Genomic DNA, 11,056 nt, shown 5'->3' with positions numbered 1-11,056 from the left:
TGCGGCGCGGGGGACCAGCCGGACGTGCGGACGTTTACTGCGTACACTGCGGTGCACGCCCACGCCCCCGGGACCGCTACTGCGGAAGATGCGGACGGCGCCTTGCAGGGGGGTGAGCCGGGTCCGTGGTATAATACTACCCAGCGAGCGGGTGTAGCTCAGCGGTAGAGCATCGGCTTCCCAAGCCGAGGGTCGTGGGTTCAAATCCCATCGCCCGCTCCAGAACCGACAAAAGGGGCAATCCGACAGAACCCGCGCAGAGAAGCGTTGCCAATCCCGAAGGGGGACGTGCAACTCGCGACGATCCTGGGCAGGTTATGGCTGAGGCCCTCCGAGGATGACCCGGTAGAGGAGGCCGACCGCGCCCGCTCCCAACACCACCGGCACGATGCCCCACTTCCATCGCTGCATTCCCACGAAGGCCACGAGTCCCACCGCCAGCGCGTAGAGCAGGAGGAGGTGTCTCGACTTGTTCAGTATCTCCCAGGTCCTGCCAGGGCGCAGCAGGGGCAGCAGCGAGACAGGGGCGAACGCCGATACCAGTAATCTGACCCATGCTTGAGGATCCAGCACACTGTGCCAGTATGTCCAGGCCGCGCCTGCATAGTAGAGCGGCGACGCGCCGTGCGCGTTGGCCGCCAGAACAAGTGTCAGCACTATCAGGGTGGCTGGGACGAGCGATATCAGGAACGCCCTGCGCTCGGTCTGCCAGCGTCCGGATTCGAGCAGGTACACCAGGACAACGAGAGGGGCAAGGATGACAGTCTCCCGCGTCAAGACACCGAGGGCGAGGATCAGGCCGAATGCCGGCCACCTGCTCGTGTAGGCAGCCCAGAGCAGGAGCATTATCGAGAGCAGCGAGAGCAGGTCACCTGTCTGGAAGTAGTCCCAGACGGCGAACCCGAACAGCCATTTGTTGAAGACCAGAAGAACAGCAGCAAGGGCCGCGTTCCTGGATCTGACCCCGGCCCTGCAGAGCAGCAGGTACAACATCAAGGGGACGAGCAGGGCCGCGCTGAGCGTCACCAGCAGAAATGCGGAATCCCTCTCCATGGGGAGGATTCCGGACACGTACGGACCCAGGATCCGGTAGACAAAGGGGGGCCGTACGTCAAGCGCGAGTCCCGGCGCAGCGTCAGCCATTCTCCGGTACAGATGTAAGTCCCATTTCGCGAAACGCGCCGAATCAGGTTCGATGCGTCCGTACAGGGGGATGGCGACGAGGCATGCCAGCGATACCAAGAGGATGTCCCGGACAATCGGGCGCGAGTAGCCGCTACGCGTCATCAGATAGTCATTCTACCCCCTCTGCTTCGGGAAGGTAAGCACGCGGCCCACCGGCGAATGACCACGATGCGGCCATGAGCAGACCCGGTCCTGGTATCGAGTCCTTGGGCGTTCCCCGCGGCTACCCGGCGGGGGCCCTGCTGTTCCAGGCAGGATCGCCGGCTGCGGAGTTCTTCTATGTAACCTCCGGCGGCGTGCGCGTCTACAAGGTGGACGAGCAGGGCAGGGAGCTCGAGGTGGCGAGGTTCGGCCCTGGCGACTTCCTCGGCGAGGCGGTGGCGTTCGCCGGCGGCCGCTATCCGTTCAACGCCCAGGCCGTGGCCCAGACGCACGCGCTTTCCTACAGCGCCGCGAACGTGCTTCGCGCAATCGATACCCACCCTGAAGCCGCGCGCTTCTTCATCGAGCTGCTGGCGCGCAAGTGCCTGCTTCTGGGCGGCCGCCTGGAGAGCCTCGGGCTGCGCACCGTGCGCCAGCGTCTGGCGCGGTACCTGTGCGCCAACTGCGCCGGGGGGCAGGTCTGCGTTGTCACCCTCGCGGTCAAGAAGGGAGAGCTGGCCCGGCTGCTCGGCACCGCGAGCGAGACCCTTTCCCGGACCTTCAGGCAGCTCCGGACGGACGGCCTGATTGAGGTGCGAGGGCCGCGCATCCGCATAAAGGACTGCGCCCGGCTGCGGGCCGAAGCCGGGGAGTGAGCCGCACCGTCCGGACGACTGCCCGGACGGCCTCCGGAACCACCTCTTGACCCAGGTCAAGGACGCCCCCAGACCAGTGTGCTGAAATCGGGTTGCCCGGCACACATGGCGTTGCTTGGCGTACGCCGGGTCCGAGACCGGGATTCCATGAAGGGGGTCTTCGCAATGCCGGCGACATTGGTCAAGAGGAAGATCATCGAGATAGACAGGGATCTGTGCGACGGCTGCGGCCTGTGCACCACCGCGTGCGCAGAAGGCGCCCTCGAGCTCGACGCGGAGGGCAAGGCGGTCCTCGTGCGCGAAATCTACTGCGACGGGATGGGCGCGTGCCTGGACGTCTGCGCACCGGGCGCGCTGCGCATCGTGGAGCGCGAGGTCGAGGCCTACGACGCCAAAGCGACCCACGCCCACGTTCGCAGAACGCGCGGCGATGAGGCGGCCAGCCATGTGCATGGCGCGCCACCGCGACCCCACATGGGTTGCCCGGGGAGCCGGGCCATCACAATCGAAAGGGATCCTGCGGCCGAAGAGCGGACCGTACCCCAACGATCTGAGCTGACGCAGTGGCCGGTACAGCTCCACCTGGTCTCGCCGCTCGCGCCCTACCTGCGGGACGCCGACCTGCTGGTGGCCGCGGACTGCACCGCGTTCGCGCTCGGGAGCTTTCACCGGGATCTGCTGCGGGGGAAGAAGCTGGTCATCGCCTGTCCCAAGCTCGACGACACGCGGGGCTACGTGGAGAAGATGGCCGAGATCCTGCGACTGAACGATGTTCGGTCGCTGACCGTGGCCATCATGGTTGTGCCCTGTTGCTCCGGGCTGCTGAGGATGGTCGAGGAGGCCGTCAGGCAGTCGGGCACGGACGTCGTGCCAGAGGTAGTTGTGGTGGGGATCGACGGGGCAGTCGCGGCGAGGTGACCTGGAGCGCCAGGACTTCACAAAGCGCACCCACCGGGCGATTATATGAATAGAGGTGGGCTCGGTGGGCATGACGCACGTCGAAGGAGTCGTGACCGGCCCCGGCGGCCAGCGTGAGACAGTGCTGTTCCTGGTCGACAGCGGGGCGACCTACACGCTGCTTCCCCACACTGTCTGGCAATCGATAGGCCTGTCGCCAACGCGGACCATGACATTCTCCTTGGCCGACGGCAGTACGATGCAGCGCCAGGTGTCCGAGTGCCACATCTCGCTTCCGCATGGGCAGGGCCACACGCCCGTGATCCTGGGTGAGCCCGGGGACGAGGCTCTGCTTGGCACGGTTACGCTGGAGATCCTGGGACTTGTCTTGAATCCATTCACGCGACAACTGCAGCCGATGAGGTTGGTGCTGACATGAGACGCATCCTGTTGGTGAGCATTGCCGTGCTCTTGGCGATTGCCCCCGCAGCGTGGGCAAACGACACAAGCTTCGGCGCGAGCGGAAGCGCCTACCCCGGCCCCAGACCGAGCAAGGACATCCGCATGGTTTCCGAGGCCGTTCACGCGCGGATAGTACGCGACAAGATGGGCGGCTACGCCCGCGTTGCGTGCCGGTTCGTGCTGCGCAACGAAGGACCCAGGCAGCGCATCAGGATCGGGTTCCCCGAGGACACCGGCGGCGACATCCCCGAGCGCGGGCTGATCCGGCGGTTCACCTCGACGGTGAACGGCCGGCCTGTCGGGGTAAGCCGAGTCGTGCTCACTTCTGACGGTGACCGCGGGGGTTTCTTCATCTGGTGGATGAAGGACGTGACGTTCGACGCGGGCGAGACCAAGCAGGTACAGAATGACTACGAGGTTGCGCTAAGCGGGAACGTCGAAGGCGTAGCGTGGTTCACCTACATCCTGAGCACGGGAGCGAACTGGAAGGGGCGCATCGGCGAGGCAACGCTAGTCGTGGACCTCGGTTCAATCTCCCCCCGGCAGGTGATCGGACTGGGTACGAAGCCCCGGAAGGATCATCACAGGGAGTTCCTGATCAGGCCTTCGGGAGCGAAGATAGAAGGCACTCGTCTAATCTGGCGCCTGAAGGACTTCGAGCCGACACAAAGAGACAACATCATGGTCGCCTGGTATTCCCACTGAAATCCGCCTGAAGTCCGCGTGGTCTCCCGACCAGCAATACGTGCTGCATGCAGGCAGAGGCGGCCCCGCCAGCGAAATAGGGCCCGGTGAAGTTCCTGCACACGGCCGACTGGCAGCTTGGTATGCGGGCCGCGCATGCCGGCGCAGCCGCTTCACGCGTGCGCGAGGAGCGCCTGGCAGCAGCGCGTCGCGTGGTCGAGGGAGCCCGCGCCTTCGGCGCCGAGTTCATCCTGCTCGCCGGGGACGTCTTCGAGGACAACGGCGTCGATCGTCTTCTCGTACAGAAGGCGGCCGACATCCTGGCGGGCTTCGAGGGCCCGGTCTACATCATCCCGGGCAATCACGACCCGCTGACACCCGGATCGATCTGGAACCATCCGGTTTGGGCGCGGGGTAGAGACGAGCAGGAAGGCGGCGGCGGTGCGCGACCCGCGGCGCCGCGATTGCTCACAGAGGAGAAGCCCGTACAGGTCCCGGGCGGGGTCCTGTTCCCGTGCCCGATTCGGGCGAAGCACTCCGGCAGGGATCCTACGGCGTGGATTCCGCCCCGAGACGACAGCGGTCCGGATGCGCGCGGCATACGCATCGGCCTTGCGCACGGAACGGTGGAGGGGGTCGGTGGAGATGAGGCCGATCACCCGATCCCGCGTGACGCCGCGGCGCGCGCCGGGCTCGACTACCTGGCGCTCGGGCACTGGCACTCCACGGCGCTCTTCGCCTCCGCGGACGGCGCGACCCGCATGGCCTACTCAGGTACCCACGAGACGACCGGCTTCGGCGAGCGCGACAGCGGGAACGCGCTGATCGTCGAGATCGCGGGCCCTGGCAGTGCGCCGGTTGTCACCCCGGTGCGCACCGGAAGGCTAACCTGGCGCGTGATCGAAGCCGAACTGCGCGAGCCCGGGGATCTCGCGCGCCTGCGCGCACAGATTGAGGCGCACGGCGACGCCGAGACGACGCTGCTGGATGTGCGGCTCGACGGCCTCTGCGCCCCCACGGAAGAAGAAGAGCTGGCGCGCGTCGAGGAGATCGTCGCATCGCGGTTCCTGCACGCCCGGGTGGATGCCTCGCGCCTGCGCCCGTTTCCCGACGATGCCGACTGGATGTCCGGCCTGCCGCCCGGGCCGGTGCAGGAGGCGGCTGCGCGGCTGCGGATGCTGGCCGACCCCGCGTACAAAGGGTCGCGTCCGGAGGAGGCATCAAGCGAGGTCGCCTCGCAGGCGCTACGCGATCTCTATCTGCTGGCCGCCGCTTCCAGCGCCGGCGAGGTGCGGCGGTGATTCTGCGCGCGATCCGCGTGCAGGGGTGGCGGTGCTTCGCCGATCCGGTCGAGGTGGGCCCGTTCGACGACGGCCTCAACGTGATCTACGCGCCGAATGCCACCGGGAAGTCCACGCTGTTCGAGGCGCTGCTGCGCGGGCTCTTGGACGGGCATCGTGTGACGGGCAGAGAGGTTGAGGCGCTGCGCCCGTGGGGGCGCGACCTCGCCCCTTCGGTCACCGTGGAGTTCGCGCACGACGGCACCGACTATCGTCTCACCAAGCGGTTCCTGGACCGACCTGCCTCGGAGCTGGCGCGCCGCGAGGGGGGACGGTTCGTGCGTCTGGCCGAGGGCGACGCTGCTGACGATCGCGCGCGCGAGCTACTGACGCGCAACCCGCCCGGCCGCGGCCTGGCGCGTCCAGAGAACCGCGGTCTTGCGCAGGTGCTCTGGGTGCCGCAGGGCGAGCTAACGCTCTCCGGGCTCTCCGATGACGTGGTCGCCGGCATTCGGGAATCCCTGGGTGCGCAGATCTCCGGGCCGGGCAGCGGTCCGTTGGAGCGCGCTATCGAGGAGGCGTACCTGGCGATCTACACGCCCACCGGCCAGTTGAAGCGCGGGAAGGACGCGCCACGCCTCGCGCGCCTGCGCGAAGGTCTGGCGCAGGCCCGTACTACGCGCGCAGACGCGCAGACTCAGTACGAGGCCTTCGATCAGGCCAGCCGGCGCGTCGAGGATCTCAGAGCGAAGCGCGTGCAGGCCAAGCGTGAGGTAGAGGAGTTGGCGAAGACCCTGGCCGAGGCCCGCAAGCAGGCGGATTCCTTCAGGGTCCTGCAGTCCGAGAAGCGCACAAGGGAGGAACAGGTCAAGGCCGCGGAGGCCGCGCACGCCAGACTGCGCCAACAGATGGATCAGATAAGGGCCGTCCGGAGCGAACTGGGGAATGTTCGCGAGGCGCTCGCGCGGATGCTCGAGAGGACGCCGCCGGTGGCCCGCGAGGTAGGAGAGCGGGAGACGGCCGCGGCAAGGGCCCAGGGCATCCTTGAGGACGCGCGCCGGGCGCGCGCCGAAGCGGAGAAGACACGGCGCACTGCCGAGGACGCCAGGCGCTTCCTCGACGGCAACGCGAAGGCACAGGGGGAATCCGCGCTCCTGGTCCGGATTGCCGAAGCCGCGGGCGCGCTCGACGAGAGGCGGAAAGAACGCGCGGCGGTCCTGGCCCCGGACGACAAGACGATGCGCGCCGTCCGACGCGCCGCGGCGAAGCGCGATGAAGCCCGCGTTCGGATCGAGGCTGCGCGGATAACGCTCGAGATCGTGCCCGAGGGACCCGGCAGCGCCGAGGTGATCGCCGGCGAGGAACCCGGGACCAGGCCGCTTGCGCCGGGCAGGCCGCTGACCGTGAGGGGCACCCCCGAGGTCGTCGTCGACATGCCGGGCGTGGCGCGCCTGCGCGCGCGGGGCCCGGTATCCTCAGCCGACGAGATTGCCCTGGAATATGCCGCAGCCGAGCGCAGGATCGAGGAGCTGACACGCGGGTTGGGCACCTCGGATCTCGACGCGCTGGAGTCGCTCCGCGAGCAGGCGCGGGACCTCGACGCCAGGGTCACCGAGGCGAAGGCGCATCTCGAGACCCTGCTAGTGGGTCGTTCGTTCGAGGAGATCGAGGCCGGCCTTCGCAGGGAGCAGGCTGTCCTGGAGGAGATCCTGGAACGCAACCCGCAGTGGAGAAGAACACTGCCGGACGCCGTGGCCCTGCGGGATGCCGCCGACGCGGTCGGGATCGAGACAAATGCCGCCATCGAGAACGCCGAGGTCGAATGGCAGGCGGCGCAGACGGCCCTGTCCGCTGCGCGCGAGCGGCTGGCCGCGCTCGAAGCTGAGGCTGCCGGGGGAAGCCGCCAGGTCGAGAAGCTACAATCGCGGCTGGACGAGCTCACCTCAGACGGGAAGACGGACGAGCAGCGCCAGGCCGAGATGCGGCAGGAAGCGATGGCCTGGGAGGCGGCCAGGGCGGGTCTGGCCGATGTTGAGGCCAAGTTGAGCGCCCTGGGCGGGGATCCCACTCTGGCCGCAGACAAGCTCGAGCGCCAACTTGAGGCCATTAAGGACGATGCGACCCGGGCCCTTGAAGAGGAGAAGAACGAGGAAGGCCGCCTCCAGCACCTCTGCGCAGCCGGGCCGTACTCGGCCCTGGCCGGTGCCGAGGAAGAGGTCGCGCACCTGGAAGACGAGGTCGCACGCGAGGAGCTCCGCGCAAGTGCAGTACGCCTACTCCGTGACACCGTCCTGCAGTGCCGGTCTGAGGCCCTGACCGCCATAGCCGGTCCGGTTGAGGCCGCCGCTACCCGCTATCTTCAGCGCATCGCCGGCGGCGGGCTGGGTCGCGTGCAGATCGGGCAGGCGCTAGAGCCCGAGGGTGTGCGACCCGCGACCGCGGACTCGCACGTGGCCATGGGGTCCCTCTCGGGCGGTGAGAAGGAGCAGATCCATCTGGTCACCCGGCTGGCGCTGGCGGACGTGCTGGCCAGGGATGGGCGTCAGCTCGTCGTGCTCGACGACGTGCTCACGGCGACCGATGCCGGACGCCTGGCGCGCGTACTGCCCATTCTCGAGGAGGCCGCCCGGCGGCTGCAGATACTCGTTCTGACCTGCCACCCTGAACGGTACCGGGGGTTGGACGGCGCGCGGTTCCTCGATCTAGACGCGATCCGCCGCGAGGCAACGTCCAACTCCTAACGGTCAGCGCGCTTCTCTGGCGGCGCCCGTCAAGGCGCGACCAGCGCGCGTGCGTCGCGGAGCGCCGCGGTCACGCGGTTGCGGCCGCGCACCAGATGATTGAGGGTCACGTGGTATCGGTCGCTGCCCGGAGCCAGGTCCTTCAGTGTCTTCGCGGGCGCCAGGTCGGGCAGCGGCGGTACGTCCACAGCCGGGTCATGCCGGAAGCGGCCTGCGCGGGTGTGGTTGATGCGCACTAGGATGCGTGCGAGTTTCCGCAGAGTGGCATTTGCCGAGCGCACCGCGGGGTCGGATGCCGGACGGCCGGCGAGGGCTTCCCGCTCCGCATACCAGCGGTCAAGATCTGCGCGCAGCGCCTCTGCCTCTGCGAGGGGCAGGCTCAGGTCGAACGCCTCTCCTGCGGCTTCCTGGTAGGACCGCAGCGTGCCCGCCAGATCATCGGCCGTGGCGCGGAAGTCGAGCGGGTGCAGCGCGGCATTGGCCGCCCGGTACGCGGCCACCAGGTACACCTTCGTGTCCCGCAGCAGGTTGTCGCGGTCGGCGATCTCCAGGGTGTCGTCCTCTGTATGCCAGGCGATGTTGCCGCCGCAGCCGCCCACGGCGTAGTAGTCCTTCTCCTGCAACAACGGCCTGGGCATCGTGGATGACAGCATGTAGAAGGTCGAGACCCCGATGTTCGAGAACGAGCAATCCCCTGCGCGCAGCGGCCTGCCGCCGGCGGCCTCGAGTCCTGTCACGTCCTTTATGACCGCCTTTCCGATACCCTCGGCCTCGCTCATCCAGAACACGTCCTCGTACACCGTGGCCCAACGGCAGCCGGTCGAATCGCAGTTGATGTGCGCGATGCAGTGCGCGTCGAGGTCCAGCCCGAAGGCGTCCGCGTACCAGACCGAGCCGGCATAGCGGCCCTGCGAGTGGCCTGACCACCATGCGATGCGCACGGTGCGCGCCAGCCGGTCACGGTGCTTCCAGAGGACTCTGGCGAGTTCCAGCATCGTGGCATCGCCCGTGGCGTTGTCGCCTATGCCCTGATGCCAGCCGTCCACGTGGCCGTGCACGAGCACGAACTCCTCGGGTGCCTCCCGGCCCGGGATCTCGGCCACGCACACCGGACACTCGACCCAACCCTCGTCCAGCTTCGTCGAGAGGCGCGCCTTGACCCCGCCCTGGCACGCCAGGCCGCGCAGCCAGGCGCCGTCGCTCTTGCTGATCGAGACGACAGGAATGGTCGGCTTGCGTTCCCAGGAGTCCAGGTCGGGTGATCCCCAGATCGTGGTGCAGATACCCTCGTGGATACGCTCGCCAGGGCTGATGAAGATGGCGCCAATCGCGCCCGCCTTGGTGAAGTCGGCCACCTTGCCCGGCGAGGCGAAGCCCTCGGTCAGGACGATCTTGCCCGCGATCTCGGGCATCTCCCTTCCAACGCCTTCGAACAGCCCGCGGATATCGCCCATGTACCGCGTGGAGACATAGGCGATCTGCCCGCGCTTCCACCGGCCGCCGGTGGACAGCGACATCGAAGGCGTCTTCGCGGTCAACAGACGGCGCTCGGGCGCCATGACTTCCAGGCGCGCGCGCCGCGGCACGCTGATCAGCAGCGTCGGCGTGTGGACCGTGTGGGGCACGCCGTGCTTCTTGAGGCGCCTGCTCAGGTAGGCAAAGGCCCGTTCTTCCTGCCGGGTGCCGGACTCACGGACGAGGCCAGCGAACGTTTCGACGAGCGACCAGGGCACGTCCAGCGTTACCTCGCCGACCAGCAACTGCTCGTCGGTCTCGTTGCGCCAGGTGCTCACCGCGCTCATGCGTTGCGCGCCTCCTTCTAGGGGATCTCGTTCGGGCAAGATCCGCACGTTCCCATGTTCTCACGGCGCGTCAATCGTGTTGGCATGATTGGTATGAGAGGAGGGCATCTTTGGGACGTCGAACCCACGGGATGCCGAAGAGGGTGAATCCTCCACGCAGGTCTCCTGCCCGGCTCGCCGATGGCGGCGCAGAGACCTCGCTCAGACCGGTCTTGCCTTTGAGGAGGAGGGACGATCGCGATGACGGAGCCGATCGAACTGCCTGCCAGGCCAGATCTGACCTCGAGCGAATCGCCCGGGCCGGCATCTGAGCCATCGCCTGCCTCACTCGGCGACCGCCTGCTCGCGCAGCTGGTGGACGGACTGGTCGCGTTCGGCCTGTTCTTCTTCGTGGGCATGACCGTGGCGCCCCGCTTCGGGGGTGCGATGCAGACCGGGTTCGACCTCTCAGGGCGGCCGGCGGCCGTGGTGATCGCGATTGTGAGCGCGGTCATGCTGGCCTACTTCGTGCTGGCGGAAGGATCGCTCGGTGTGACCTTTGGGAAGGCCGTCGCCGGGATCCGGGTGCAGACCCTTGCGGGGGGACGGATCGGCCTGCGGGCGGCGCTGGTCCGCAACCTCATGCGGGTCATTGATGGGATCGGCGTCTATCTGGTCGGCGCGATCACCATCCTGGTGACCGGGCGCAGGCAACGCCTGGGCGATCTGGCAGCACGCACCGTCGTCGTCACGCGCGAGCGCGGCCGGGCCTTACCGGTGGCCGCGCTGGTCGTTGCGCTCGCCCTGGCGGCAGGCGGCATCGCAGGTGGTTTGTACCTGCGGCCAGGCGGGCTACCGACCGCCGCCCAGAAGCAGCCAGGACAGCCGCGGTTCGCGACGGTCATCATGACAGACGACCAGCAGAGCAAGACCGAGAAGACCGTCTTCTCGGCCGACACGTCCAAGGTCTATGTGGTCTTCACGCTGGCGGACGTGCCGGAGGACACGTTGGTAAGGGCGCTCTGGATCGCAGAGCAGGTCGAGGGACTGCCTGCCAACGACACGGTCGGAGAGTACGAGGTGAAGGCGGGTGGACCGCTGAACCGGGGCAACTTCTCGCTGTCGCGGCCGGACAACGGCTGGGCGGCAGGGACTTACCGCGTGGAGCTGTATCTGGCCGGGCAGCTCGCACACACGGCGCGCTTCCGGATCGAGGGGCCGTGATCGCG

The 11,056-nt window shown here is 67.8% G+C and carries 9 protein-coding genes and 1 tRNA gene; 8 read left to right on the top strand and 2 right to left on the bottom strand.

Translation table 11 applies throughout. The annotated features are described in order from the left end of the window. The first annotated feature begins 147 nt into the window (after positions 1-147). Positions 148-222 (top strand) — tRNA-Gly (locus tag FJX73_04600). Between the two features lie 93 nt (positions 223-315). On the opposite strand, the gene FJX73_04595 is transcribed toward FJX73_04600, so the two are convergent. Continuing rightward, positions 316-1,287, bottom strand: a complete 972-nt coding sequence (locus tag FJX73_04595; GenBank protein MBM3470057.1) for a hypothetical protein — start codon at positions 1,285-1,287, stop codon at positions 316-318. Between the two features lie 74 nt (positions 1,288-1,361). On the opposite strand from FJX73_04595, the gene FJX73_04590 reads away from it, so the two are divergent. The 6 genes from FJX73_04590 to FJX73_04565 all read left to right on the top strand — a co-directional run bounded on the left by FJX73_04590 (position 1,362) and on the right by FJX73_04565 (position 8,046). Then, the gene (locus FJX73_04590; GenBank protein MBM3470056.1) at positions 1,362-1,982 is read left to right on the top strand and encodes a Crp/Fnr family transcriptional regulator; all 621 of its coding nucleotides are present in this window, start codon (positions 1,362-1,364) and stop codon (positions 1,980-1,982) included. Positions 1,983-2,147: 165 nt separating this feature from the next. Beyond that, entirely contained in the window at positions 2,148-2,900 is a 753-nt protein-coding gene (locus tag FJX73_04585) for a 4Fe-4S ferredoxin (protein MBM3470055.1), read from the top strand. 64 nt (positions 2,901-2,964) lie between these two features. Then, positions 2,965-3,318 (top strand): aspartyl protease, encoded by a 354-nt coding sequence (locus FJX73_04580; GenBank protein MBM3470054.1) that lies wholly within the window; start codon positions 2,965-2,967, stop codon positions 3,316-3,318. Next, complete coding sequence (locus tag FJX73_04575; GenBank protein MBM3470053.1) at positions 3,315-4,046, top strand: hypothetical protein; 732 nt, start codon at positions 3,315-3,317, stop codon at positions 4,044-4,046. Before FJX73_04580 ends, FJX73_04575 begins: the two co-directional genes overlap by 4 nt. Positions 4,047-4,132: 86 nt before the next feature. After that, on the top strand, positions 4,133-5,326 hold the full coding sequence (locus FJX73_04570; GenBank protein ID MBM3470052.1) for a DNA repair exonuclease: 1,194 nt from the start codon (positions 4,133-4,135) through the stop codon (positions 5,324-5,326). Next, positions 5,032-8,046, top strand: a complete 3,015-nt coding sequence (locus FJX73_04565; protein MBM3470051.1) for a hypothetical protein — start codon at positions 5,032-5,034, stop codon at positions 8,044-8,046. Before FJX73_04570 ends, FJX73_04565 begins: the two co-directional genes overlap by 295 nt. 29 nt (positions 8,047-8,075) lie before the next feature. Here the strand turns inward: FJX73_04565 and FJX73_04560 are convergent, their stop codons facing one another. After that, a complete protein-coding gene (locus tag FJX73_04560; GenBank protein MBM3470050.1) occupies positions 8,076-9,848 on the bottom strand; it encodes a M28 family peptidase in 1,773 nt (590 codons plus the stop codon). A gap of 240 nt (positions 9,849-10,088) precedes the next feature. Between FJX73_04560 and FJX73_04555 the strand changes: the two genes are divergently transcribed. Continuing rightward, complete coding sequence (locus FJX73_04555) at positions 10,089-11,051, top strand: RDD family protein (GenBank protein ID MBM3470049.1); 963 nt, start codon at positions 10,089-10,091, stop codon at positions 11,049-11,051. The last annotated feature ends 5 nt before the right edge of the window (positions 11,052-11,056 follow it).

The organism is Armatimonadota bacterium, assembly GCA_016869025.1.
In the GTDB taxonomy this organism is placed as follows: domain Bacteria; phylum Sysuimicrobiota; class Sysuimicrobiia; order Sysuimicrobiales; family Humicultoraceae; genus VGFA01.
Note: the sequence above shows the minus strand (reverse complement) of the source record. Positions and strands in the feature narration are given on the sequence as shown.

What these genes read in the sequence shown, in the direction of transcription:
- FJX73_04560 (MBM3470050.1), bottom strand. Translation starts at nt 9,848, where the DNA reads ATGAGCGCGGTGAGCACCTGGCGCAACGAGACCGACGAGCAGTTGCTG.
- FJX73_04585 (MBM3470055.1), top strand. Translation starts at nt 2,148, where the DNA reads ATGCCGGCGACATTGGTCAAGAGGAAGATCATCGAGATAGACAGGGAT.
- FJX73_04555 (MBM3470049.1), top strand. Translation starts at nt 10,089, where the DNA reads ATGACGGAGCCGATCGAACTGCCTGCCAGGCCAGATCTGACCTCGAGC.
- FJX73_04590 (MBM3470056.1), top strand. Translation starts at nt 1,362, where the DNA reads ATGAGCAGACCCGGTCCTGGTATCGAGTCCTTGGGCGTTCCCCGCGGC.
- FJX73_04575 (MBM3470053.1), top strand. Translation starts at nt 3,315, where the DNA reads ATGAGACGCATCCTGTTGGTGAGCATTGCCGTGCTCTTGGCGATTGCC.
- FJX73_04595 (MBM3470057.1), bottom strand. Translation starts at nt 1,287, where the DNA reads ATGACGCGTAGCGGCTACTCGCGCCCGATTGTCCGGGACATCCTCTTG.